This is a genomic window from Rothia nasimurium (assembly GCF_049068285.1).
GTDB classification, from domain to species: domain Bacteria; phylum Actinomycetota; class Actinomycetes; order Actinomycetales; family Micrococcaceae; genus Rothia; species Rothia nasimurium_I.
Window position 1 is genome coordinate 14,841 of the sequence record NZ_JBLKPV010000014.1, and the last position, 25,262, is coordinate 40,102.

Below are 25,262 nucleotides of genomic sequence, written 5' to 3' on the forward strand. Positions count from 1 at the left end.
AAAGCAGACACATCAGTTTTGTATACACAGATAGAAAAATTTACGGAACTTTCCTGAAATATTGCGTCATTTTCAGGGGTATTTCAAATTTATGTATACAAACACTTGCCCTAGGTGACCTGTGGCACTAGCTTAAAAGCTACTCCCTCCACCCCAACCCCACTCCAGCGTCCGTAAGGAGCATCCCACATGGCAACATACGCTGACACCTACACCCGCAGTATCGAACATCAGGAAGAGTTCTGGCTGGACCAGGCCAAGGAGATCACCTGGTCTACTGAGCCCACTCGCGCCCTCGACAGTGGGGCCGCGCCCCTCTACCGCTGGTTTCCCGACGGCACCCTCAATACCTGCTACAACGCAGTTGACCGCCATGTGGAAGCCGGCCACGGAGACCGCACCGCCATCACCTATGACTCAGCGATGCTGGGTACCCGGCAAAATATCACCTACTCAGAGCTCAAAGGCGAGGTCGAAAAAATAGCTGGGGCGCTGGCGTCCGCAGGTGTTGAAAAGGGTGACCGCGTCCTCATCTACATGCCTATGATTCCCCAAGCTGCCATGGCTATGCTGGCGGTGGCCCGCCTGGGGGCAGTCCACTCGGTTGTCTTTGGTGGCTTTGCCCCCAACGAGCTAGCTAGCCGTATCAACGACTGCTCGCCCACTGTCGTCCTGACCGCCTCCGGTGGTGTGGAACCTAAGCGCCGCATTGAATACATCCCAGCGGTTGAAAAAGCCATTGAGCTCTCTCAGACTAAGCCGTCAACGGTATTTGTTTTCGAACGTGATGGTTTTGAGAATTCTGTGGCCGATGCGGTTGCCCGGGCTGAAGCAGGCTCCACCGGTGTGACCTGGCTGGACTGGGGGCAGTCGGTGGCGGCTGCTCAACCCCATGCCCCGGTTGAGGTTAAGGCAACCGACCCCCTTTACATTCTCTACACCTCCGGCACCACCGGCTCACCCAAGGGTGTCGTGCGCGATAACGGCGGCCATGCGGTAGCGCTGACCTGGACCATGAAAAACATCTACAACGTGGGCCCCGGTGAGGTGATGTGGTGCGCCTCGGATGTTGGCTGGGTGGTGGGCCATTCCTACATCGTCTACGGCCCCCTGCTGGCAGGGGCAACCACCGTGCTCTACGAGGGCAAGCCCGTGGGAACCCCGGACGCCGGTGCCTTCTGGCGCGTCATCCAAGAATCTGGCGCCAAGTCCCTCTTTACCGCCCCCACCGCCCTGCGGGCCATCCGCAAGGCTGACCCCGAGGCAGAGCTGCTGGGTAACTACGATATTTCCTCCCTGCAACTACTCTTCGTGGCCGGGGAACGTCTTGACCCCGAAACCTACCACTGGGCCACTGAAAAGCTGGGTGTGCCCGTCATTGATAACTGGTGGCAGACCGAAACCGGCTGGGCCATTGCCGCTAACCCCCGCGGTCTAGAAGCCCTGCCGCTGAAGCCCGGTTCCCCCTCTGTGCCCTCACCCGGCTACAACCTGCAGGTGCTCGACCCCTTCGGTGAGCCCGTCGGCCCCGGTGAAGAAGGCAACCTTGCTATTAAGCTACCCATGCCCCCGGGCACCCTGCCCACCCTCTGGGGGAATGATGACCGCTACATCTCCTCCTACCTGGACGCCTTCCCCGGCTACTACACCACCGGCGACTCTGGCTACATCGATGAGGACGGCTACGTCTTTGTGATGGGGCGGACCGATGACGTCATTAACGTCTCCGGCCACCGCCTCTCCACCGGGGCTATGGAGCAGGTGCTGGCAGCCCACCCGGCCGTTGCAGAATGTGCCGTCATCGGTATCGCTGACCAGCTCAAGGGCCAGCGCCCTGCCGGGTATGTGGTGCTCAAGGCCGGGGCAGATATTACCGAAGAGCAGCTGGCTGCTGAGCTGATTGCTAACGTGCGCAATGATATCGGGGCTGTGGCTGACTTTAAGGACGTCAAGATCGTGGAGGCCCTGCCCAAGACCCGCTCCGGCAAAATCCTGCGCAAGACCATGCGTCAGATTGCTGACGGGGAACAGTACACCGTTCCCTCCACCATTGAGGACATGAGCGTGCTGGATGATATTGCCAAGGTGCTCAAGGGCTAGAGAATCGTAGTTCACTGGGGGCTGCCCACCTCCTTCCTGAAAGGGGAGGGGTGGGCAGCTTCTTGCTGTGTGGGTGACTTCATGGTTGATTGGGTGGAAGGTGGGTGCAGTACAGGCTAGTATTGTTTTTGTATCAATAACAAATACAAAAGGAAATCCTTGAAGCCCCGCACCATACTCATTACTGGTTCAACAGGTGGCATCGGCCAAGAACTAGCCCTCAAATTAGCAGCCGACGGTCACCGCGTCCTGGTCCACGGCCGCAGCTCAGAGAAATTAGCTCGTACCCTGGAACTGGTAAAGCAGGCATCGACTACTGGAGCGGTTGAAGGCTACCTTGCTGATCTTTCAACCCTGGACGGGGTTTACACCCTGGCCCGAGAGGTGCAGCAGACGCACGACAAGCTCGATGTGCTCATCAATAATGCCGGTGTCTTTGCAGGCAAGAAGCAGCGACAGGCCAACGAACACAATGTTGAGCTGACCTTCATGCTCTCCGTCCTTGCCCCCTACCTGCTAACCCGGGAACTTGAAGGCTTGCTCGAAGAATCTGGCCGGGGGCGGATTATCAACACCTCATCCCTCATGCATCACTTTGCGCGAGGGGCCCAGAAGCTGGACTTCGGATTCGTTACCTCTTTTAGCCCCTGGCGGGCCTACAACAACTCCAAGCTCTACTCCATCTGGCTAACCCGGGCCCTGGCCCGAGAGTACGCTGGCCGAGGCGCCCGCCTGACGGTCAATGCCTACCACCCGGGTTTGGTTAAAACCAATATTGGCGGCTCGGCAGACCGCAAGAATCCCATGACTCGACTGTTTGGTCACTTCATGGACAGGGTTGCAATCAGCCCCCAGGAAGGGGCGGAAACCGGTTACTACCTGGCCCAGTCCAGCCAGGTAGCAGGTATCAGTGGTTCCTACTTCGACCGCAAGAAAAAGGCCCGGGTATCTGCCCACGGCTACAGCCAGGCAGCAGCTGACCGCCTGCTCGAATACTGCGACACCGTACTCCACAGCTACCGCGCCACGTCAGGACAATAATGACCCAGTCCCCTCTCTTTTCAAGTATCACCTTCAGCTCGGGCCAGCAGGCTAAAAACCGCATCGTCAAGGCGGCCATGAGCGAAGCTTTGGCTAAGTCCGACCACAACCCAAGCCCCGAGCATATCCGCCTCTACGCCCGCTGGGCTGCCGGTGGGGCAGGCACCCTCATTACCGGCAACGTTATGGTAGACCGGCGCTACCTGGGTGAACCCGGCAACATCGTGCTCGATGCCAAGAGTGACCGTGAATCCTTTAGGGCCTGGGCAACTGCTGCCACCGGCCAGGGAACCCTGGCTCTAGTGCAGCTGAACCACCCAGGTAAGCAGATGCCTAAGGGTAGCGGGTACCAGCCCATCGCCCCCAGCGCCCAACCCTTAGAAGGTGAGCTGGCAACCGGTTTTGCTCCGCCGCGGGCTATGACTCTGGCTGAGATCAAAGAAACCATCGAGGCATTCGTCCTTGCAGCCCAGCTTGCCCAGCAGGCTGGTTTTAGCGGAGTGGAAATCCATGCCGCCCACGGCTACCTAATTAACCAGTTCCTGTCACCGGCTGATAACCAGCGTACTGACGCCTACGGGGGTTCCTTCGAGAACCGCACCCGCTTCTTGCGGGAAATTTATGATGGGATCCGGCAGGCAGTGGGGAAAGACTTTATCGTCGGCCTCAAACTCAACGCCACCGATTTCTCAGAAGCCGGCTTCAGTTTTGAGGATTGCCAGCGGCTTGTTGCCCTCATGCAGGAGGCCGGGGCTGACTTTATCGAAATCTCCGGCGGCAACTACTCAACCCCCGTCTTCGGTGGTGAGGGTACTGAGCTGCTGACCTATGCCAAGGCCCTGGCCCAACAGACTTCCGTGCCCATTATCTCTACCGGCGGCTTCCGCTCAGTAAAGGCAATGGAAGAGGCCCTGGTGGACGGGGTGAGTATGATTGGTCTTGCCCGGCCCCTGGCCCTCAACCCTGAACTACCCACTGAGATCCGCCGCGGGCAGGTTCAAGCCTGGCAGACTCCCCGGGTCAGTACCGGCAGCGCAAGACTTGACCGAGCCTTCCAGTTCCTGCTGAGCATCAGCTACTATGAGGGGCAAATGCGACGCCTAGGCCGAGGGAAGGAGCCAACCGGCTCAACCAACGTCCTGCCCTTTCTGCTGACTACCCTTGCCCACCACAGCCGCTCAGCCCTGCGTCCCCGCCGAATCTAAGCTAGCCCACCCCTCTTACCTGCTCGAAGGATCCAATAATGGACACCAAATTCTCAGTAGCCATCCACACCCTGGTCATGCTTTCTGAAACCGAGGACAAACTCACCTCAGAAAAGATCGCAGTCAGCGTCGGGACCAATGCTAGCTATATTCGCAAAATTATCTCCCTGCTCAAAAACGCTGACCTGCTTGAACGCCTGCCCGGCAGTTTCGACTACCAGCTGGGCAAGCCAAAAAACACCATGACCCTGCTGGATATCTACCGGGCCGTCAACCCCAACATCCACATCGATGTCCACCAGAATGCAAACCCAGAATGCCCCGTCGGCGGCCATATCAACGCGGTGCTCGAACCCATTGCGGCCCAGGCCGAGCAGGCCCTGGCCCAGCAGTTGGAGGCAATCACCCTCGATACGGTTATCGAAGATATCCGGGCCTCCTACCTCGCCCAGCATCCAGCGCAATAGCTCTAACCCACAAACTAGCCCTCACAGAAAGAGAAATCGCATGAAAGCCTTTACCCTCACCTCCTATAAAGACGGCGGCACCACCGCCTGGGCTGACCTTCCTGCCCCGGTTGCTGGCCCCGGTCAGGTGCTGATCCAGGTGCGCGCTGCAGGTCTGAACCCCCTCGATGACATGATTGCCCGCGGCGACTTCAAGCAGCTGCTGCCCTACAAGCTTCCCCTGGTTCTGGGGCAGGAGGTTGCCGGGGACGTCCTGGCCGTCGGTAGCGGCGTCACCGCCTTCTCGGTGGGGGACAAGGTCTTTACCCGCCTGCCCATCGATGCCATCGGTGGCTTTGCCGAACAGGTGGCAGTAGATGCAACCCAGGTGGCCCCCCTGCCTGCCGGGCTCAGCTACACTGAGGCCGCCGGCCTGCCCCTGGTGCTTCTGACCGCCATTCAGGCCTTTACCGAAAAAGCCCCCATCAAGCCCGGCGATAAGGTCTTCATTCAGGGTGGCACCGGTGGCCTGGGCTCCATCGCTGTGCAGGTTGCCAAGCACCTGGGTGCAACCGTAGCAACCACCGTCAGCACCAAGAATGTTGAACTGGCGAAGAGCCTTGGCGCTGATGTGGTAATCGACTACCGCACCCAGAACTATGAAGAGCTGATCTCGGGCTACGATATCGTGCTCGATACCCTGGGCAAGGGCGAGACAACCCGGTCCATGAAGGTACTGGCCCCCGGCGGCACCCTGGTAACCGTTGTCGGCAACCCCGATACTGATTTTGCGGTGCAGCTGGGCAAGAAGGCCCTGAAGCCGGTGATGTGGTTCCTCAGCCGCAAGGAGCGAGCTGCGGCCAAGAAGCTGGGCATTGACTACAAGTTCCTCTTTATGCGGGCAGAGGCCAGCCAGCTGGTGGACTACACTCCTGCCCTGGAGTCAGGAGCCATTAAGCCCCTGGTAGCCCAGGCTCTGCCCTTTGACCGCTTGGAGGAGGCTCTGAAGCTGCTGGCAAGCGGTAAGGGTGGCCCCGGCAAAATCGTGGTTGAGATGTAGCCAAAGACGCTAAAAATTAAGGACGCCGTCGCCTCCTTCCCTGCCTGGCGGTAGGGGAGTGGGGTGGCGGCGTCCTTGTGCTCTCTTGGCAGGTGATGGGAAACATAGGCTCCGGGCTGGTGTGGGGTGAAAATGCCCTGTAGTCTGTAATTGTATCAAGAACAAATACAAAAAAGGATTGCCATGACCGTCCCCTACCAGAGCGCCACCACCCAGCACATTACCGCCGCCAACGGCACCACCTACGCCTACCGCGAGTTCGGTCAGGTCGAAAGTGAAGCTACCCCTGTCGTCCTCTTTGTCCACCTAGCTGCCACCCTGGAAAACTGGGACCCCCGCCTGGTAGACCAGATCGGTGCCCACCACCGCGTCATCGCCTTCGACAACCAGGGAGTGGGCGGTTCAACCGGCCGAGTGCCCCACAGCATCAAGGGCATGGCCACCACCGCCCTGGCCTTCATCGACGCCCTCGGTCTGAAGCGCATCAAGCTCTTTAGCTTCTCCCTGGGTGGCTTTGTCGCCCAGGAAGTAGTGGAGCAGCGCCCCGAACTGGTCGAAAAACTGGTCCTCACCGGCACCGGTGGACGCGGCGGCGCAGGCATCTCCCAGGTCGTGGGAGTAACCTTCGCCGATATCGCCCGAGCCCAAATAGCCCGCGTAGACCCCAAGCGCTACCTCTTCTTCAACCACGATGCAGAAGGCGGAGCAGCAGCCCGTGAATTCCTCACTTCCATCAATGGCCGCACCCTCGACAAAGACAAGCCCATGAGCTTCCCGGGCTTCCTCACCCAGCTGGCTGCCATCTACCGCTGGGGCAAGATGCCCAAGGCCCCCCTGGCCTCCTTCATCACCATGCCCACCCTGATCGCCAACGGCGATGTGGACCGCATGGTACCCACCGAAAACTCCTACGAACTCCACCACCGCATCCCCGGCAGCGAGCTCGTCATCTATGAAAACTCAGGCCACGGTGGCGTCTTCCAGTACCACCAGGAATTCGGCCCCAAGGTCGTTGACTTCCTTGCCGATGAAAACTAAGACCACTCAGAACTAAAAGGGACTGACCATGACACAAAAACCCACCTTTACCAAGGAATTTTCGTCCTCAATTCTCCTGTGGATCCGCCAGGGCATGACCGTGCCAGAGGGTAAGGCCTACTGGGCAGGTGGCCACGCCCAAATTATTGCCGCCTCCAAGGGCCTCAAGGAATACCGCCAGCTCCACATCAGCGAAACCGATCATAGCTTCTGGCCCGGTCGACCGGGGCTGGAAACCGCCGTGCGGGAAGACCGGCGCATCAACGGCATCGCCGATGTGACCTTCCAAAGCACCCTGGCAGCGACCGCCGGGCGCGAGCAAACCGCCCTGGCTTTCAAAGATGAAGTGAACGTCTTTCGCCGCACCCTCATGTACATTGGTCTACCCGGGTCAACACGCTGGTACAGCACTCCGGTAGCCAGCTCCAGCACCCGGCTGCGCGATGTGGTTTTCTTCCGCCGGGCCCAGGGGGCAAAGGGGAGGGCATTCAAGGACTTCATGCATCAGAGACTCGCTCCCTCTGTGCTCGCCCAGGCAGGAATCAGCGAACTGCGCACCGAAACCTTCTTGCCCTGGCACAAGAAAACCTGGGATACCCCCAACGTTGCCCACGATAATCCCAAGGCAGACCGCTACCAGGGCCTGATGGTCATCGGTTTTGACAGCGAAGAGGCTAGAGCCAACTTCTACCAGCAGGTAGCTCCCGCGCTCAATATCTCCATCGACGGTGTGGTTAGCGCTATTCACGCCTTTGCCATTGAAGACACGAAGGTTTTTGTGCAGGACGGCCGTAGGCTACCTGCCTAGGCGGGATTCTGGTAAAGAGTAGTCAGCCCTGCAAGGCTGGACTGGGCGCTTGATGCAAAAAGCTGATTGAGGGCGCGGGGCGATTCTTTAGCCCCGCGCCTGAGCCATTCATCGATAAAGCCAAAAAGACCGTGGGCGAAAAAAGCCTTGGGGTAGGCGGCGTCGTTGGGCAGATCATCGGTCAAATCAAGTTTGAGTTTGATGGTTTCAAGGACGGTCGAAGCCATCCCTTGCTGGTAAAGCACGGAGTAAAAGGGCTGGTAGTCGTAAAAATGCTGAAAGAGGCTCTCAAAAACCATAGCTGGGTGGGCTGAGGGATCGTTCTCTAGCTGGTGGGCCCACTGTTGAATGAGTCGGGTAGCTGCCTGGGTTAGCACCTGTTCCTTGGAGTCAAAATGGCGGTAAAAGGACGCCCGCCCCACCTGGGCATGGGTGCAGAGGGCACTGATAGTTACCTCCTCTAAGGGCTGGGTGCCTAAAAGGTCAACCAGGGCTTCGGTGATTCTTTGGGCTACAAAATTCTGGGGTGAAGGGGCTGGGGTAGGGGGCACGAGACACTTCCTGCTTCTTTGTCTTATTTCAGGCTCAAAACCGGTGAGACACTTGTATCACTCTTGGCACCATGGTGAACTATCCAAGAAACATATTCAAATCACCGGAAAGCCATTCATGAAGCGTCTGCCCAAAATCCTTCTTACCCTGCTCGGCATCGTCCTGGCCGGCGTCCTTGCCCTTGCCACCGCCGTTGCCTTTGCCCCCTCAATCGTTGTTAAGGGAATCCAGGCTGCCACCTACCAGGGGGCTGAGATCAACCCCACCCAGGCTGCAGCGGAAACCACCAGCCACACCCTGGACAACGGCATTGAGTACGTCAACGACATCCGCTACACCGACTCATTTGCGAAGGGCTTTCTCGATATCCGCTACGCACCCGGTGCCGATGAGCAGACCCCCACTATCGTCTACTTCCACGGTGGAGGATTTTTCGCTGGCGATAAGGCAATCGGCGACCCCCTGGCCGTCAATGACGACGCAAACTACCTGCTGGAACAGTTCGTCCTGCAGGGCTACAACCTGGTTGCCGTCAACTATGCCCTGACCCCGGCCAGCTACTTTCCAGGGCCGGTACTTCAGATGAACGAGGCTATCAACTACCTCATCACCCATGCTGAGGAACTGAATATCTCCATGGACCAGGTGCGCTTCTTTGGATCATCAGCCGGAGCTATCATGGTGAGCCAATACATCACCGCCATCTCAAACCCCGCCTACGCCAACCTCTTCGAATTCACCCAAGAACCCCTGCTGACCCCCGACCAGGTTCACTCAGCCATCATCGATGACGCCCCCATCGTCCCAGAGACCATGAACATCGCAACCCGGGTGCTGATCGGTAACTACCTGCAGACCTCAATCTTCCTGCCAGAATCAGACAAAACCCGCCTCTACAACCCCATTCCCTACCTGACCCAGGACACCCCCAAATCCATCACTCTGGCAGGTACCAACGATGGCTTTCCCGCCGACATGAGAGCCTTCGCAGAGGCCCTCAACCAGGCCGGGGGAGAAGCGACCTACTTCCACACCGATGAAGAAACCTACGGGCTCACCATGCACGGTTACATGGGCAACCTAAAATATGACACCAGCGGAGCCTCCCAGGCAGCCTTTGACCGCGTCATAGAATTTATCCGCTAAAGGAGGGGGCTTGAAAAATCTGGCCCTCAAGACTTATGCCCAGGCGAAAGCCCAGCTTGCGCCCACCGGCTAAACTGGTAGGTAAAAGTCTTAGAACCCAACCAAAGGTGAGAACACAGTGACTGAAACCGGCGCTGAGCAGCTTGGCCCCACCGGCCGCCCCCTGCGAACCTACCCCGACCCGAAGCCCCTCTCCACCCACGGGCCCGCCCGCATTATCTCCATGGTCAACCAAAAGGGCGGCGTCGGAAAAACCACCTCAACCATCAACCTCGGGGCTGCGCTCGCAGAAGCCGGCCGCCGCGTCCTGCTTGTGGACTTCGACCCCCAAGGTGCCCTCTCTGCAGGCTTCGGCGTCAACCCCCACGAACTCGACCTGACCATCTACAACGTCATGATGGACCGCAAGGTCGATATCCGCGAGGTCATTCAGGACACCGAATTCGACAACATCGACCTGCTCCCTGCCAACATCGACCTCTCCGCCGCCGAAGTGCAGTTAGTCAACGAGGTGGCCCGCGAACAGGTCCTTGCCAGCGCCCTTCGGGCAGTTGAGAACGACTACGACGTGATCCTGATCGACTGCCAGCCCTCCCTGGGCCTGCTGACCGTCAACGCCTTGACCGCCAGCCACGGCGTCATTATCCCCCTGATCTGTGAGTTCTTTGCCCTGCGCGCGGTAGCCCTGCTAGTGGACTCTATCGAAAAGGTCCAGGACCGCCTGAACCCCAAGCTCGAAATCGACGGCGTCCTAGCCACCATGTTCGACACCCGCACCCTGCACTCCAAGGAAGTGCTGGCCCGCATTATCGACGCCTTTGGCGACAAGGTCTTTGACACCGTCATCAAGCGCACCGTCAAGTTCCCGGACGCCTCCGTATCGGCTGAGCCCATCCTCTCCTACGCCTCTAACCACCCCGGTGCTGAGGCCTACCGCCAGCTGGCCCGAGAACTGATCTCCCGCGGCGGCGCCCCCTAAACCCACCTAACCCGCCTAAGCTTTAGGCTACTTTTGCCTGCCTGCCCTTGAAGAAGCCAAGGGCAGGCAGGCACAATGGTTACTAGAGACAAACCAGCGGCAGACAGTAAGCCGCCAAATCCTGGATCAAAGACCAACAGGAGACTCGCTGCCGTGACGGTACCGAACACACTTACTCAGAGCGCCCCCGCGCCTTTTACGCTCACCCTGAGCAACTTCGAAGGTCCCTTCGACCTCCTCCTTACCCTTATTTCCCGTCGAAAACTCGACATCACCGATATTGCCCTGGCAGAAGTCACCGACGAATTTCTCACCTACATCAGGGGTGCCTTTGACACCGACCACCCCCGGGGGCAGGAAATTGCCCTCAACACAGCCAGCGAATTCCTCGTTACCGCCGCAACCCTCATCGAACTTAAAACCGCCCGCCTGCTACCGCGCGGCGAAAAAGTAATCCAGGCCAACCCCGACCTACTCGAAGCCCGCGACCTCCTCTTTGCCCGCCTACTCCAATACCGGGCCTACCGGGAGGTGACCGCTGTCCTGGCTGAGAAATTCGCAGCCGAATCGCAGCGCTTTGCCCGCACCGTCGCCCTGGAACCGGCCTTTGCCAAGGTCTTGCCCGAACTGGTCTTTGACCTCACCCCCCAAGCCTTTGCCCAGATTGCTGCCCAGGCCCTGCGGCTTGACCAGGCCCCCGACCTTACCCCCGAGCCTGAAACCATTGATACCGGCCACATCTACCACCCGGCCACCACTATCGCTGTGGAAGAAGCTGAAATTCTCAGCCGCCTCAGCCAGGCGCCAGGGCCCCTGACCTTTGACGATATCTGTCAGAGAGCTGCCAACCGGGAGGTTATAGCAGTTCGCTTCCTGGCAGTGCTGGAACTCTACAAGGAAGGCCTCATCAATGTCAGCCAAGAGGTAACCCTTGGCCCCATCACCCTGACCCTGACCCGCCCTGAACCCCCGGAGGAGGCCGCCCATGTCTAACCCCGACTACAGTGACGACGACCTGAAAATCCTGCTGGCAGGTTCCTGGGGAGCCGAACCAGAGGAAACAGAAACCCCCGAGCTAGCTGAGTCCGATCAAGCCCCTGAACCCGAGGCCAGCCCCGATTCTGCTCAGGCAGAAGGAACCGAGCTCCCTTCGGAAACCGCCCCCGAGTCAGAGGCTGCAGTCGCCCCTACCCCTGAAACACCAGGAGCCAGGCCAGCTGCCCCGGCCCGTCCCAAGGCTTCTTCCCAGAAGCCGGTGGTGGCGGCCTCGTCCGCAGACCTTACCCGAGTAGAACTCCAGCCAGGTGGTGTGAAAGCCGCAATTGAGGCGATCCTAGCGGTTGCTGATGTTCCGGTGAGCGTCCGCGAATTTGCAGCCGCCCTGATCGTGTCAGAGAGGGCGATTGAAACAGCCCTGGACGAACTCGTCCGCGACTACACGGGCTATGACGACGCCAGCGGAACCCACGAGCCCCGGGGCTTTGAACTCCGCCAGGTAGCAGGTGGCTGGCGGCTTTACGCCAGGGAAGATTTCTCCCCCTGGGTGGGCCGCTTCGTGGTGGGAGCCCAAACCGTCAAACTCACCCGGGCAGCCCTTGAAACCCTGGCCGTCATTGCCTACCAGCAACCGGCCACCCGGGCCTACATCGCCCAGGTACGCGGGGTATCGGTGGACGCGGCGGTACGCAACCTGCTCCAGCGCGGGCTGATAACCGAAACCGTGCCCGACGAAAAAGGCGCCACCCAGTACATCACCACCGATACCCTGCTGGAAAAACTTGGGCTCAACTCCCTGGACGAACTTCCCGCCCTGGCCCCCTACCTGCCAGAACCGGCAGAGGTGAGTAGCGGGGCCGTCCTAGACATCACAACAGACTAAATAGACACCACTGGGGCGCACCCGCGCCCCCACAGACCACAGAAGAAGAGGAAAAGACATGGCATACGGAAATAACTCACGAGGTAATGCAGGACGCGGTGGCCGCCCTGGCTCTGGCAAGGCAGGCGCCTCCCGCGGCGGCAAGGGCTTTGCCGGCGCAGGCAAGGGAGCTGCCGGTAAGGGCGGCTTCAAGGGCAACAAGGGCGCAAAGCCCGGTACCCCCGGCGGCCCCCGTAAGGCAGGCACCGGCAAGGGCCCCAAGTTCCGCTCCGGCCAGCCCTTTGCCAAGGAAATGGGTGAGTTCCGCCCGGCTAACCGCGGCACCAAGAACTTTGGCCCCCACCGTCCCCGCCGACCCAAGAACGCACCGGTTGACCACTACCCCTTCTACGACCACGAGGGCGTCCGCCTGCAAAAGGTCATGGCCTCCGCAGGCGTGGCCTCCCGTCGCGTCTGCGAAGAGATGATTGAAGAAGGCCGCGTCACCGTCAACGACGTCCTCGTGACCGAACTGGGCGTGCGCGTCAACCCCGATAAGGTAAGCATCCAGGTCGACGGCATGACCATCCAGACCAACGACAAGCTGGTCTACATGGTGCTGAACAAGCCTGCTGGCGTTGTCTCAGCCATGGACGACCCCGACGGCCGCCCCAATATCTCCAACTTCCTGCGCTCCTCCATGACCGAACGTGTCTTCCACGTCGGCCGCTTGGACGTCGAAACCGAAGGCCTGCTGCTGCTGACCAACGACGGCGAACTAGCCAACCGCCTGACCCACCCCTCCTACGAGGTACCCAAGACCTACCTGGTGCAGGTCCCTGGCCCCATGGAACCCGGCATCGGTGCAGCCATGAAGAAGGGCCTGCGGCTTGAGGACGGCGTCACCCGCGTTGACGAGTTCAAGCTGGTGGACTCCACCCCCGGCCACGTCCTGGTTGAGGTCACTATCCACTCCGGTAAGAACCGCATTATTCGCCGCATGTTCGAGCATGTCGGCTACCCGGTGGAGAAGCTGGTCCGCGTTGAGATGGGCCCCATCCACATTGGCTCCCAAAAGCAGGGCACCGTCCGCAACCTCTCCAAGGTCGAAATCGGTAAGCTGCTGGCTTCGGTAGGGATGTAATGACAGCCCCCACTTTTGATTCCCACCTGCACGGCCCCGTCCTGGTGATCGGGGCGGGTCTGCTGGGCGCTTCCATTGGCCTGGGCCTGCGGTACGCCGGGTACACCGTCTACATCAGCGATATTTCACCCACCACCGAAGCCGTTGCCGAAGATATCGGTGCTGGCACCTCCCTGCGGGCTTTGGTCCGCGAATGGCAGGGTAAGGAGGGGCAGGACGCCCCCGCCCAGCTGGATCTTGCCCCCCAGCTGGTCGTCGTCGCCGCGCCCCCGGACGTCACCGCCGACCTGGTGGTGCGGGCGCTGGCCGACTATCCGGCGTCCTTTGTTATTGACATTGCCTCGGTGAAGTCGGGGATTCTTGAGCAGATTCGGGCCTCTGGGGCTGACGTGAGCCGTTACCTGGGCACCCACCCCATGGCCGGGCGGGAAAAGTCCGGGCCTGTTGCCGCCCGCGGGGAGCTGTTTTCAGCCCGCCCCTGGGTGCTCTGTGAACACGAGACGGTGCGTCCTGAGCTGGTCAAGGTTGCCCAACAGCTGGCCACCGAGCTGGGCTCAACCATTACCCATATGGATGTGGACGAGCACGACCGCACCGTTGCCCTGATTTCGCATGTTCCCCAGGTCATGAGTTCCCTGCTGGCCTCCCGCCTGCAGGACACCCCCCTCTACGCCCTGGGGCTGGCCGGGCAGGGCTTGCGCGACACTACCCGGATCGCAGCCTCCGACCCTGGCCTGTGGGTACAGATTCTTTCAGCCAACGCCGAACCTGTGGTTCAGACCCTCTACGGGGTGAGGGAGGATCTCGAACGCCTGATCAGCACCCTGGAAGCTCCCACCGCCAACGGGGCCCGACTCGATATCGCCCAGCTGATGAGCGAGGGAAACTCCGGCGTTGCCCGCATCCCCGGTAAACACGGCGGCTCCCCGTCGGCTTTTGCCCAGCTCACCGTGCTGGTGGACGATACCCCCGGCACCCTGGCCCGCCTGCTGGCTGAAATCGGGGAACTCGGAGTCAACCTGGAAGACCTGCGCCTCGAACATTCACCCGGCGCCCAGGTGGGTATGGCTGAGCTGTCGGTCAACCCTAACGAACACGAAAAACTCATCGAAGACCTCACCAGCCGCGGCTGGAAGGTCGTCAAGTAAGGAAGAAAACCATGTCTGACAAGCTTGTAATCGCTATTGACGGCCCTTCAGGTTCTGGTAAGTCCTCGGTCTCTAAGGCCGTGGCCCGCCACTTCGGCCTCGAATACCTGGACACCGGTGCCATGTACCGCGCCCTGACCTGGTACTGCCTTGATACTCAGGTGGACACCTCCGACGCGGAAGCCCTGGTCGCTGCCGCCCGCAGCTTCCCCTATGTGCAGGGCACCAGCCCTGATGAAGAGGTCATCGAGGTTGGGGGAGTGGACGTGCGCGATGCTATCCGCGAGCCCCGTATCTCTGAGGCAGTCTCAGCCGTTGCCTCCAACCTGGACGTCCGCCAGATCCTCATTGACCTGCAGCGGGACTTCATCGCCCGCGCCAAGACCGGCATGGTGGCAGAAGGCCGCGACATCACCACCGTCGTTGCCCCCGATGCCGACGCCCGCGTCCTGCTCACCGCCAGCGAAGAAGTCCGCCTGGCCCGCCGCGGCCTGCAGCTGGGCGGCACCCAGAATTCCGAGCAGCTTGCCGCCCAGGTATCTGCCCGCGACGCCAAGGACTCCAAGGTCACCAGCTTCACCGAAGCAGCCGAGGGCGTAGCCCTGGTTGATTCCTCAGACCTCAACTTTGAAGAGACCATCGACGCCGTGATTGAGGCCGTGAAAGCCCAACTAGCCCGCTAACCCTGGCCGGGGCGCCCGCGTCCGCCCCATTCATTAGACTTAAGACCAAACCCCGGCACCCGCCGGGCCCGCACCACAGGAGGAATCGCATGAGCGACGAACTCACCCCCCACGACGACTACGAGGTCAAGTTCCTCGGCGGCGGCGACGATGACGTATCGGACCGCCTGGCCGAAATTGACGACGAAACCGCCAACCAGCGGGCAGAAGCCCTGCTGGCTGGCCTTGAAGACTACGACCTGGACGAAGAAGACCGCGCCCTGTTGGGCTCCTGGGGCTTCGACATCGACGAGGACGAGAACCAGGAAGCTGACCCGGTTGTTGCTATCGTTGGCCGTCCCAACGTCGGTAAGTCCACCATCATCAACCGAATCCTTGGCCGCCGTGAAGCTGTCGTTGAAGACAAGCCCGGTGTCACCCGCGACCGCGTCTCCTACAAGGCTGAACACAACGGCAAGGACTTCACCCTGGTTGATACCGGCGGATGGGAAGCCGACGCTAAGGGCATTGACGCCCAGGTTGCTGCCCAGGCAGAAATCGCTGTTGCCCACGCGGACGTCGTCCTGCTCGTCGTTGACGCCATGGTCGGTATCACGGCCACCGACGAAGCCATTGTGCGAATGCTGCGCCGAGTCGACAAGCCGATCCTGCTGGTGGCCAACAAGGTTGATACCGAGCACCAGGAAACTGAGATTCACGCCCTCTGGTCACTCGGCATGGGCCAGCCCCACCCCGTCTCCGGCGTTCACGGCCGCGGCCTGGCCGACATGCTGGACGCCATGCTGGAAGTGCTCCCCGAACACTCCCAGTACGCCGAGCCTGAGGCCCTGGGCGGCCCCCGCCGTATCGCCCTGATCGGCCGCCCCAACGTCGGCAAGTCCTCCCTGCTCAATAAGCTGGCCGGGGAAGAACGTGCCGTGGTCAACGACCTGGCTGGCACCACCCGCGACCCCGTGGACGAAATCGTTGAACTGGGCGGCCGCCCCTGGCGTTTCGTCGATACCGCAGGTATCCGCCGCCGCCAGCACATGGCCAAGGGCGCTGACTTCTACGCCTCCTTGCGCACCCAGACCGCCATTGAACGCGCCGAGGTGGCTGTTGTTCTGCTGGATGTTTCTGAGCCCCTGAGCGAGCAGGACGTCCGAATTGTGCAGATGGCCGTTGACTCCGGACGCGCCATGGTGCTGGCCTTCAACAAGTGGGACACCCTGGATGAAGACCGCCGCGAAATGCTCGAACGCGAAATCGAGCGCGACCTTGCCCATGTGAAGTGGGCACCGCGCGTCAACATCTCAGCCAAGACCGGCTGGCACAAGGACAAACTGGTTCCCGCCCTGGAACACTCCCTGGAATCCTGGGACTCCCGTATTCCCACCGGCCGCCTCAACGCCTTCCTGGGTGAAATCGTGGCAGCCCACCCCCACCCCCTGCGTGGCGGTAAGCAGCCCCGTATCCTCTTCGGCACCCAGGTGTCCTCCCGTCCGCCCAAGTTCGTCCTCTTCACCACCGGCTTCCTGGACCCCGGCTACCGCCGCTTCATTGCCCGCCGTCTGCGTGAAACCTTCGACTTCACCGGCACCCCGATTGACATCACCATGCGCGTGCGTGAGCGCCGCAGCCTCGGTGAGCGTCAAAGCGGTAAGTCAGGTAAGGGCGGACGCCGCTAACCTGAGCTAACTCAGTTATGCAAAACGGTCGGTGGGGGAGGTCTTCGGGCCTAACCCACCGGCTTTTTTCTGTCTTCATGTGCCGGTGGGGACGCGAAAACCCTTGAAAAATCAAGGCACCAAAAGAATGTGACCTAAACCTCTGTGAAAAAGGGGTAAAAAGAGGGTTTTTCGATTTGCACTCGCCTCAAGAGGTGCGTATAGTTATACGAGTGCTCGAGAGAACGGAAAGTTCACGAGAGACAATCGGGTTGTGGCGCAGCTTGGTAGCGCACTTGACTGGGGGTCAAGGGGTCGCAGGTTCAAATCCTGTCAACCCGACAGAGTAAGCTCTGTTCACTAGATAACTAGTGAACAGAGCTTTTTCGTGCGCTTGGGGACCTTCATATACCCGTCATAGTCGGTGCCGGTTCACCAATTCAGGGGTCGGTGCGGACGCTTGTCACCAATTTTCCCTTGTGAATGCAGTGAAAGTGGGGGTGGAGGGGTATCCACAGGTGAGCGTCGGCCTGGGCTCATGAGGTATCTCGTTCTAATCTGAGAACCATGACTCAACTTGAAGAACTCAGAGGCAAGCTCCTGTCCTACCACGCTCTAGCCCGCCGGTACTCTAGCGTTCACCAGCTCACGGGTGCCCTAGGGAGGGGACTGTATATTAGGGTGGTTCGGGGATCTTATATGCACCGAAAAGACTGGGATTGCCTGACCGCTGAGGAGCAGTATCTGGCCCGTGTCGTCGCCCAGGCAGCGTCCACCCCTGACATCATCTTTTCGCACGATACAGCGGCCCTCATACACGGTTTGCCCTACAGGAACCTGCCGGAGACTCTGCATGTGTATTCTTTCCACCGCACCCGGGCCCAGGGTTTTACCGTCCACCACGGGGAACTGCACCTGCCCACTGACACCACTGTCTTTAGCCCGGGTATCCGTGTAACGAGCCTCGAGAGGACCCTGGCTGATCTGGCGGAGACCCCCGCCCGCAGGTACACCGTAAGCCTCTAGATAGACCAAGAGCCGGCCCCACCATAGCGCGGAACCGGCTCACGTTCATCAATCTGATGTAGATTGGGTGGTCTGTTTACCGATGATTCTCAAAACGGTAGATAAAAGCTGCCATGGCATCGCGCTTGACCGGATCTAAGGGACGGTAGGTCTGGTCCGGCCACCCTGTGGTGATGCCGCGAGAGCGTAACCACATAATTTCTTGATAGAACATGCTGGTTGGCTCAAGATCTGCAAACTGGCTAGTCACAGGGGCCACATAATAGGGGGATCCAGCATAACGGTAGAAGAAGGCAGCCATCGCATCACGAGTCACAAAAGATTCGGGGCGGAAGGTACCGTCTGCCCAGCCCTTGGTGATGCCACGAGATTTCATCCATTCGATTTCTAGGTAGAACGGGTGAGAGACAGGGACGTCTTTGAAGGAAGGCTGGTCCGGAGCTGTGAACTGGGGCTTCCCTGCTAGACGGTAGAAAAAGGCAGCCATGGCGCCACGTTCTACGGAGTTCAGGGGGCGGAAGGTTCCATCTTCCCATCCGGTTGCAATACCACGGTCTGCCAGCCAGGTAATCTCATGGTAGAAGGGGTCTGACTTAGGAACGTCCTTGAACTCAAATGGGGCAGGGGCAATGTTCAAACCGACTAGAAGTGGATCGTGGTCTGATGACCGGAACTCAGAGGGCGTGTAGAAGTTGGTGATGTTGTAGTTATACCGGCTGTATTCGTGGGCAATAGATTCAACAGAGTTGATATTCCAGACGGTTGCTGACTCGACCTTTTCCGTCAAAGCAGGGGAAGCCAAAATATGGTCAAGCGAGCCAGTGCGGCCACCGAAAAGATAAGTCTGACCAGCGTTAAATTTCTCGCCAATATTGGTGTAGCCTGCATCAGTCAGAACCTTCATAGGGTCTTCTTTGGTGTAAGCATTGAAGTCACCAAGCAACATGATTTTGTCAGTGCTATGAGCTTGGCTTTGTTCTTCAGCAAACATGACTAAGGCTTTAGCCTGGGCCACTCGTGAAGCGTTTGAAGCTCCCTGGCCGTCGCCCTGGTCAGCGTCCTCTCCGGAACCTGACCCCTTAGATTTGAAGTGATTGACCACTGCAACAAAGACATCGGTATTTTTGACGGGGCCAGCGGATGCCGGGGCAAAGGCTTGGGCTAGAGGCTGACGGGCGTTTGAAAAGGCGGGGTCGTCGAGGATGGCAGAATCACCCACTGGTGCAACTTCTGTCGGCTGGTAAATAAAGGCTGTGCGGATAACGTCTTCGTTGGCCGGGAGGTCCTTGGGGGAGGGGACGTACTCCCACTTGGTGTAACCGGCTGCCCTGTTGAGCGCAGTGACTAGGTTTTTGAGGGCACCGTCACGGTCGCCCTGGATAGTTGCGGCTGGGTTTTCGATTTCTTCAAGGGAGAGTACAGAAGTGTCGATTTTGTTGATCGCTTCAACAATCTTGGCTTCCTGGCGTTCAAAGCTGGCAAGGGTTGCAGCGCCTCGCACTGAACAACCACCAGAGACGGTAATGGGGTTTTTGTCCCGGTCGGTGTAGAACTTGCAACCGGTGACAGAATCACCCAGGGTGGTGAAGTAATTCAGTACGTTGAAGCTGGAGATGCTGTGCTTGCTGGTCAGCTGAACAGGAGCTGGACGGGTGTGGGTAAGGGAAAGTGGAACCTGGGCGGGGTCTGTGTTGCCTGTGACCGGGCTAGTAGGTTGGAGCCGCCACGCGTTATAGGAGTAGGAAAGAATGAGGGGCTGGGTAAATTCTGCCTTAGCACCCACCCGGAGGGGTGTGTTTAGGTCCAGGTAGGGGACGGGGACTCCGGTGCCTGCCCGGGTGTAATCAATGGTGGCACCGTCATCGAGAAGTATAACTTTCTGTGCGTTTGCAGCTTCGTAGGCGTAGGCTTCAGGGCCGGGTGCAACAACATCTGTGGCTGTGCGCAGAGGGGTTGTTCCGTTGACCAGACCTATTTCTCCATACCTATTGGTGTTGTAGCTGTCAGTTACGGTGATGTCACCGGTTGGCTGTAGCAGCATGCCTTCCAGAGATTCCCTTACATGAGGGTTCTCGGGGAGGGCCCCTTGGACGGGTGTAACGGGAGTGAAGGGCACTGCGAGAACTGTGAGACTATCTGCTGTGGACACGGTCAGCTGAGTCTGGTCGAAATACTCGCTGACCTTACCTGTAACTTCAACGTAGTCGCCGACTGAAACCGAAGCAACGGTTGCCGGGGAGTAGATGAACAGTCCATCGGATGTACGGCTGAGGCTACGGTCTCCGCCGGTGCCTGGGGTTTGAATGAAGTAGCCCTTCAGCCCACCTTCGGGGTAGACGGCGGTGACTACGCCGCGGGTGGTGACTGTCTGATCCTCCAGGGGGCTACGCGGGCCAGGGCCCTGGATACTGGAGATGGGGATATGGTCAGTGGCTGTGGCTGGCGGAAGGGCGAAGCAGGTCGTAGCAGTAACGACTGAGGTGAGGAGGGCAGCGGCTGGGCGTGCCAGGCGGAATTTCCTGTTACCGTGCATGATATTCCTTCGATGGTGAGCAAGGCTTCCAAGGTGTGCAGTGGGGAGGTCTAAGACCCCACTAGGCTTAATTGTATGAAAAAAACGTAAGGGTGGGTGGGGCCGGAGGGGGGTGTCTGAATGGTTGGTGAAATGAAGGTGGGGACGTCGCTGCTCGTGTTGTGTGGGTTCTGTGGGGTTTGTGGGGTGGGCCGGTAGGGGGCAGTCTTACTGTTGTCTGGGAGTGTAAGCAAGTACACGGCCTTAAGGTAAGGGGTGAAATAAGGGGAGTGAAGCCCAGATCTAGGGTTTAAAAAACCTCTTGTGACTTGCATAAATACTGGTTTTTGTGATCCGGGGTTGGATGGTGGGCAGGCTTGTCTGACTTCAGGGAGAAAAGACCAAAAGCGCTGAACAGGCCCTGTGTTGGTTTTCCTGTGTTTTGTGTGTGAATCAGTGGTATTTTAGAAGAGAACGAAGTGCTAAAAGCACATAAACACAAGCGCGGGATAACAGCCCGCAGTGAAGGAAAACTAATCCTATGTGGCAGCAGGTCTACGACCCACTGAACAACCAGGCACTCTCAGCCCTCGTGGCAGCCGTGCCGATCCTCGTCTTCCTCCTCGGGCTCACCGTCCTCAAAATGAAGGGACTCCACGCCGCCCTCGTCGCACTCGCAGCGGCTGTCGGCCTCGCCGTCCTTGTCTTCGGCATGCCCTTCGCCTCCTCGATCTCAGCGATCGGATACGGCTTCCTCTCCGGCATGTGGCCCATCGGCTGGATCGTCCTCATGGCCGTCTGGCTCTACCGCATCACCGTCCGCGCCGGTAACTTCGACGTCATTCGAGGCTCCGTCTCAGCAGTCTCCGCTGACCAGCGCATCCAGGTACTGCTCATCGCCTTCTGCTTCGGTGGCTTCCTTGAAGGCGCTGCAGGCTTCGGTATCCCCATCGCTATCTGTGCCGCCCTGCTCGTTACCCTAGGCTTCGACCCCATCAAGGCCTGTCTCGTGGCCCTGGTATCAAACGTCGCGTCCGGCGCCTACGGCGCTATCGGTATCCCCGTCATCACCGGCGCAACCGTCTCCGGTGTTCCGGCTGCTGAACTCAACGGCATGATGGTATGGGTCCTGCAAATCATCACTATTTTTGTTCCCCTGCTGCTCGTTGTCATGCTCGACGGTTTGCGCGGCCTCAAGCAGACCGGCCTTGTTGCCCTCGTCCTCGGCCTTGTCGTATCAGCTGCCCAGGCAGGCGTCCTGCTGGCCATCGGCCCTGAACTCGTCGATATTATTCCCTACCTGATCGGTCTGATTCTGCTGGCAGTCATCATGATGAAGTGGCAGCCCTCCTACATCTACCGTGAGCCCGGCGCCCCCAGCCTCGAAGAACTCGGTAGTAGCCCCTCCGGCTTCACCTTTGCAAGCGTAGTCAAGGCATGGAGCCCCTTCATCGTCCTGTCGATCATGATCCTGCTGTGGTCAACCCCCGTCATCAAGAACCTGGTCAAGCCTGCTACTGAAACCTCAGCTGCTGGCGTCCTGAACTTCACCACCATTCCGGTCCAGATGCCTGCCCTGCACGGCCAGATCGCCCAGGTCGCCCCCATCGTTGCTGAAGAAACTGCCATGAAGGCCGTTTGGAACTGGACCCTCTTTGGCGCATCAGGCACCGCGATCCTCTTCGCAGCTCTCATCACCATTGCAATCTCCAATATCTCCTGGGCAGCTGCCTTTGAAGAACTGGGTGGCGCTTGGAAGCAGCTCTGGCAGCCGATCCTGCTCATCTGCCTGGTCATGGCCGTCGCAAACGTCATGAACTTCGGTGGCATGTCTTCTGCCCTGGCCCTGGCCCTGGCGGCAGTGGGTTCAATCTTCCCGCTCTTCTCGCCCATCATCGGCTGGATTGGTGTCTTCGTGACCGGCTCAGTGGTCAACAACAACACCCTCTTTGCCGGCCTTCAGGCCACCACCGCAAGCCAGATTGGCGCCAACTCCGGCCTGCTGGTAGCAGCTAACACCGCCGGTGGTGTGATGGCAAAGGTTGTTTCTCCCCAGTCCATCGCCATTGCCGCCGCGTCGGTTAACATGAGCGGTCAGGAATCCAAGATTACCAACGCCGCTATTAAGTTCTCCTTGGCCCTGCTGGTGATTCTCTGCGTTTGGGTTTACGTCCTCTCGCTGGTGATGCCCGCCTAAGACGCTAAGCCCCACTAGGCGCTAAGCCCCACTAGGCACTGAATGCATAAAGGACGCCCGCCCCACCTCCCTGCTTCTGGCAAGGACGAGTGGGGCGGGCGTTCATTTCTTCCCGGGGTGGGGAGCGGGACTCTACAATTCCGTGAATTCGGTGGCGTTAAAGCGGAAGGTGGTCGTTCCGTTGGAACAGACCAGGTAGGTGCCGTCGTTGAGGCAGGAGGCTGTTGCTGTATTGATGGAGTATCCGGTAGGGAGAGGGGCAACATCTGTGACCACAGTGCTCTCCTTCGTGGTGTTTTGGACTATTGAGCCGTTTTCATCGAAACGAATCGTTAGGTTGGTATTGCCACCGCTGGGGGTCACACAAATGAAGTGGTTGCCTTCACCAAAGGAGCAGCTCACCCCGTGGGCCTACGCCTCGTCGTCCTCGGTGGCCGGGGCCTCGTCCGTCCTCTGCCCAGCCCGCTTTGAGCCGAAACGGTTCACAAAGGACGCCCGCAAACCTGCCTCAAACTGGACGAGCCGGGACGTCTCAGCGGTAGATTTCTGCTCGCTCCGAACCTGCCTCCACAAGGCCAAATAATCCTCCAAACACTCCTGAGCCAGAGCGTAAGAATCAGGATCTAGCTCGGCAGACTTGGTTTTCATCCGCTGTACAAAAGGCACCACATTCTGGGTAATCTCAAGAAGGCTGGTGTAGCCCTCGTCCATAGCTAGGGCAAAACAGATATCAACTACCTGTTGGATCTCTTCGGGAGAATGACGATCCAACCAATCACGGGTCACCTGCTCCACCCGGTCACTGGCTGCTGTTGGGTGCTCTGCCACCGTGAACTGCCCATCAGCCGAGCACCGCCACACAAAGATAGAGTGCTGCATCAAACCAAAAGCCCCACTGGCAACCACCAGCGGCTGGCTGGCCTTAAACATCAGGCGGCCTACGATACTATCGGCCGGAATTACCTCCTGGACCTTGCCCAGTATTCGCCGGTAGCCAGGGTGCTCTACGAAGCGCTGGACAAACCCCGGTGCATCAAATGCCCATACCTGATCAATGGCCTCTTGGCCGCCTCTGCTTTGCAGGCTGGCTGCATGAACCGCCAAATGCCCGCCTTTAGAATGGCCCGTGACAATCACCGGTTCTTCACTACCGGCTACAAGAACCCGGCTGAGGTACTCCACCGCCAAAGCCTGGGCCGGGATATCCTGGCTGGCTGCCAGATGGAAATCTTCCTTCCACCCGATGAGAGTGTCATCCGTCCCCCGGAAGATCACCTGACGGTGAACCCCCGGAATAACCAGGGTCAAAGCCGCAAACTGCACCTGCTCTGCAGCGTCCTGCCGGGCCGCATAGTGATAAAAACGAAGCCCAGAAAACCGTTGGGAAGCTGCCACCAGCTTCAGGAGCTGGAGGCGCTGGCCGGTGGCTAAAAACCAGTTAGACCGCAAGCTGCTATCGGTCATAAACTCCTGGGCCAGCTGGCCCACCCCAATGCCGTGGAGAAAACCCGAATGGTGGTCAGCTAGGGTATCCAAGGGGAGATAGGCCAGCTCATTTAAGAGACAGAAATCGACCGGGGTCAGCGGCCTATCGCTGATGGAATCAGCCAGACACCGCTGGGCATAGGTCATGAGATTCATAACTTAGAGCTGGGCCAGATCAATCTTGCCCATCTCGAGGAGGGCCTTGAGGGACGCAGGATCAGCCATGAGCTCCCCAATATTCTGGGGGAGAACCTGCCAGGACACCCCGTAGGAATCCACACACCAGCCGCACCGCTCGGCGTCCGGAACTTGGGATAAAACCTTCCAGGCCCCGTCAATGCCCGCCTGGTCCTGGTAGAAGAGGACGATAGAGACCCCGGGGGAGAAGGTGAAATCGTGGAAGATGCCGGCATCAATCGCAGAGAACACCCCGTCACCCAGGGTGAAAGTGGTGAGCTGGACGGCTTCAGGTTCTAGGTAGGAGCCCTCCCCATGGCGGGTCAGGCTCAGGCGCTCGCCGCCCAGAAGGTTCATCCAGGTGTCGGTGGCTTTTTCGCAGTGGCCGTGGGCGATATTGCCGAACATGAAGCATGGGGTGAAGAAGGGGAGGCCGCTGGGGGTTTCTTCGAGCATGAGCTGCCAGGTGAAGCCGTAGCGGTCGCGTACCCAGGCAAAAAGTGGGGCAAAGGGGTAGGCCTGAAGGGGCATGAGATCCCCGCCTTCTCCCACAGCCTGGTAGGCGCGCCGCAGGGCTTCTTCGGCCTGGTCCTGGCTGCCAAACCTGTCGGCTGAGAAGCGGAGGAAACCGGAGATTGACGGATTGGGCGCATAGGTGTTGCCTGCCGTCAGCAGAAAGAGGCTGGTTCCGTCGATGCTGAGGGTTGAAAGCATGGGGTTGGGGGACGCGGTGGTGAAGGGAAGGGCCTGGCTGTAGTAGTCGGTGGCCTCCTGGGCATCAGCGTCGATCCAAACGCAGGCGGCCGGGGTGGCTGAGGGAGTGAAGGTGGAAGTCATACTTCCTATTCTGCCAGGTGGGGGTAGGACGCGGGGGCGGCTAGGGGAGTGGGTGCCTGTAGGGTGACGGCAATCCGGGCTAAAAATAGCAAATAAGTTAAAAAAGTATGTCTTAATCGGTTAATATTCTCGATTGAGCTGGTGGGCCTCACTATGATAAATGGGTACACAAAG

22 protein-coding genes and 1 tRNA gene are annotated in these 25,262 nt (G+C 59.3%); 18 read left to right on the forward strand and 5 right to left on the reverse strand.

All coding sequences use genetic code 11. The annotated features are described in order from the left end of the window. Nucleotides 1-189 precede the first annotated feature (189 nt). The 7 genes from ACMXX3_RS10815 (at nt 190) to ACMXX3_RS10845 (ending at nt 7,698) form a co-directional block, all read left to right on the forward strand. Complete coding sequence (locus ACMXX3_RS10815; protein ID WP_421084718.1) at nt 190-2,100, forward strand: propionyl-CoA synthetase; 1,911 nt, start codon at nt 190-192, stop codon at nt 2,098-2,100. A 159-nt stretch (nt 2,101-2,259) separates the two neighbouring features. Beyond that, nucleotides 2,260-3,141 carry an SDR family NAD(P)-dependent oxidoreductase gene (locus ACMXX3_RS10820; RefSeq protein WP_421084719.1) on the forward strand — a complete coding sequence of 294 codons (882 nt, stop codon included), beginning with the start codon at nt 2,260-2,262 and terminating at the stop codon, nt 3,139-3,141. Then, nucleotides 3,141-4,346: an NADH:flavin oxidoreductase/NADH oxidase family protein gene (locus ACMXX3_RS10825; protein ID WP_421084720.1), complete on the forward strand. Its 1,206-nt coding sequence runs from the start codon at nt 3,141-3,143 to the stop codon at nt 4,344-4,346. The genes ACMXX3_RS10820 and ACMXX3_RS10825 overlap by 1 nt, the downstream gene beginning before the upstream one ends. A gap of 38 nt (nt 4,347-4,384) precedes the next feature. Then, a complete protein-coding gene (locus tag ACMXX3_RS10830; RefSeq protein WP_421084721.1) occupies nt 4,385-4,813 on the forward strand; it encodes an Rrf2 family transcriptional regulator in 429 nt (142 codons plus the stop codon). A gap of 40 nt (nt 4,814-4,853) precedes the next feature. Further along, a complete protein-coding gene (locus tag ACMXX3_RS10835; protein ID WP_421084722.1) occupies nt 4,854-5,852 on the forward strand; it encodes an NADP-dependent oxidoreductase in 999 nt (332 codons plus the stop codon). A gap of 183 nt (nt 5,853-6,035) precedes the next feature. Beyond that, nucleotides 6,036-6,890: an alpha/beta fold hydrolase gene (locus ACMXX3_RS10840; protein ID WP_421084723.1), complete on the forward strand. Its 855-nt coding sequence runs from the start codon at nt 6,036-6,038 to the stop codon at nt 6,888-6,890. A 28-nt stretch (nt 6,891-6,918) separates the two neighbouring features. Continuing rightward, nucleotides 6,919-7,698 (forward strand): strictosidine synthase, encoded by a 780-nt coding sequence (locus ACMXX3_RS10845; protein WP_421084724.1) that lies wholly within the window; start codon nt 6,919-6,921, stop codon nt 7,696-7,698. Here the strand turns inward: ACMXX3_RS10845 and ACMXX3_RS10850 are convergent. Beyond that, on the reverse strand, nt 7,695-8,249 hold the full coding sequence (locus ACMXX3_RS10850; RefSeq protein WP_421084725.1) for a TetR/AcrR family transcriptional regulator: 555 nt from the start codon (nt 8,247-8,249) through the stop codon (nt 7,695-7,697). The genes ACMXX3_RS10845 and ACMXX3_RS10850 overlap by 4 nt on opposite strands. Nucleotides 8,250-8,367: 118 nt before the next feature. Between ACMXX3_RS10850 and ACMXX3_RS10855 the strand changes: the two genes are divergently transcribed. The 10 genes from ACMXX3_RS10855 to ACMXX3_RS10900 all read left to right on the forward strand — a co-directional run bounded on the left by ACMXX3_RS10855 (nt 8,368) and on the right by ACMXX3_RS10900 (nt 17,880). Then, on the forward strand, nt 8,368-9,396 hold the full coding sequence (locus ACMXX3_RS10855; protein ID WP_421084726.1) for an alpha/beta hydrolase: 1,029 nt from the start codon (nt 8,368-8,370) through the stop codon (nt 9,394-9,396). Between the two features lie 118 nt (nt 9,397-9,514). Then, nucleotides 9,515-10,375, forward strand: coding sequence for a ParA family protein (locus tag ACMXX3_RS10860; RefSeq protein WP_421084727.1), 861 nt, complete (start codon nt 9,515-9,517; stop codon nt 10,373-10,375). 153 nt (nt 10,376-10,528) lie between these two features. After that, the gene (locus tag ACMXX3_RS10865; protein ID WP_421084728.1) at nt 10,529-11,368 is read left to right on the forward strand and encodes a segregation and condensation protein A; all 840 of its coding nucleotides are present in this window, start codon (nt 10,529-10,531) and stop codon (nt 11,366-11,368) included. Beyond that, nucleotides 11,361-12,254 carry an SMC-Scp complex subunit ScpB gene (gene scpB / locus ACMXX3_RS10870; RefSeq protein ID WP_421084729.1) on the forward strand — a complete coding sequence of 298 codons (894 nt, stop codon included), beginning with the start codon at nt 11,361-11,363 and terminating at the stop codon, nt 12,252-12,254. The genes ACMXX3_RS10865 and scpB overlap by 8 nt, the downstream gene beginning before the upstream one ends. Nucleotides 12,255-12,312: 58 nt before the next feature. Continuing rightward, complete coding sequence (locus ACMXX3_RS10875; RefSeq protein WP_421084730.1) at nt 12,313-13,377, forward strand: pseudouridine synthase; 1,065 nt, start codon at nt 12,313-12,315, stop codon at nt 13,375-13,377. Beyond that, nucleotides 13,377-14,525 carry a prephenate dehydrogenase gene (locus tag ACMXX3_RS10880; RefSeq protein WP_421084731.1) on the forward strand — a complete coding sequence of 383 codons (1,149 nt, stop codon included), beginning with the start codon at nt 13,377-13,379 and terminating at the stop codon, nt 14,523-14,525. Before ACMXX3_RS10875 ends, ACMXX3_RS10880 begins: the two co-directional genes overlap by 1 nt. An 11-nt stretch (nt 14,526-14,536) precedes the next feature. Further along, nucleotides 14,537-15,208, forward strand: a complete 672-nt coding sequence (gene cmk / locus ACMXX3_RS10885; RefSeq protein ID WP_421084732.1) for a (d)CMP kinase — start codon at nt 14,537-14,539, stop codon at nt 15,206-15,208. Nucleotides 15,209-15,297: 89 nt separating this feature from the next. Further along, nucleotides 15,298-16,875, forward strand: coding sequence for a ribosome biogenesis GTPase Der (gene der, locus ACMXX3_RS10890; protein WP_421084733.1), 1,578 nt, complete (start codon nt 15,298-15,300; stop codon nt 16,873-16,875). A gap of 247 nt (nt 16,876-17,122) precedes the next feature. Next, nucleotides 17,123-17,196: transfer RNA gene (locus tag ACMXX3_RS10895), tRNA-Pro, on the forward strand. Between the two features lie 357 nt (nt 17,197-17,553). Next, complete coding sequence (locus ACMXX3_RS10900) at nt 17,554-17,880, forward strand: hypothetical protein (RefSeq protein ID WP_421084734.1); 327 nt, start codon at nt 17,554-17,556, stop codon at nt 17,878-17,880. A 76-nt stretch (nt 17,881-17,956) separates the two neighbouring features. Here the strand turns inward: ACMXX3_RS10900 and ACMXX3_RS10905 are convergent, their stop codons facing one another. Beyond that, the gene (locus ACMXX3_RS10905; protein ID WP_421084735.1) at nt 17,957-20,413 is read right to left on the reverse strand and encodes an ExeM/NucH family extracellular endonuclease; all 2,457 of its coding nucleotides are present in this window, start codon (nt 20,411-20,413) and stop codon (nt 17,957-17,959) included. A 520-nt stretch (nt 20,414-20,933) separates the two neighbouring features. Here ACMXX3_RS10905 and ACMXX3_RS10910 point away from each other — a divergent pair. Then, nucleotides 20,934-22,589, forward strand: a complete 1,656-nt coding sequence (locus ACMXX3_RS10910) for an L-lactate permease (RefSeq protein ID WP_421084736.1) — start codon at nt 20,934-20,936, stop codon at nt 22,587-22,589. Between the two features lie 132 nt (nt 22,590-22,721). Here ACMXX3_RS10910 and ACMXX3_RS10915 read toward each other — a convergent pair whose 3' ends face one another. The 3 genes from ACMXX3_RS10915 to ACMXX3_RS10925 all read right to left on the reverse strand — a co-directional run bounded on the left by ACMXX3_RS10915 (nt 22,722) and on the right by ACMXX3_RS10925 (nt 25,088). Further along, nucleotides 22,722-22,865, reverse strand: coding sequence for a hypothetical protein (locus tag ACMXX3_RS10915; RefSeq protein ID WP_421084737.1), 144 nt, complete (start codon nt 22,863-22,865; stop codon nt 22,722-22,724). Nucleotides 22,866-23,000: 135 nt separating this feature from the next. Further along, nucleotides 23,001-24,230, reverse strand: coding sequence for an Mbeg1-like protein (locus ACMXX3_RS10920; protein WP_421084738.1), 1,230 nt, complete (start codon nt 24,228-24,230; stop codon nt 23,001-23,003). 3 nt (nt 24,231-24,233) lie between these two features. Beyond that, the gene (locus ACMXX3_RS10925; protein ID WP_421084739.1) at nt 24,234-25,088 is read right to left on the reverse strand and encodes a VOC family protein; all 855 of its coding nucleotides are present in this window, start codon (nt 25,086-25,088) and stop codon (nt 24,234-24,236) included. Between the last annotated feature and the right edge of the window lie 174 nt (nt 25,089-25,262).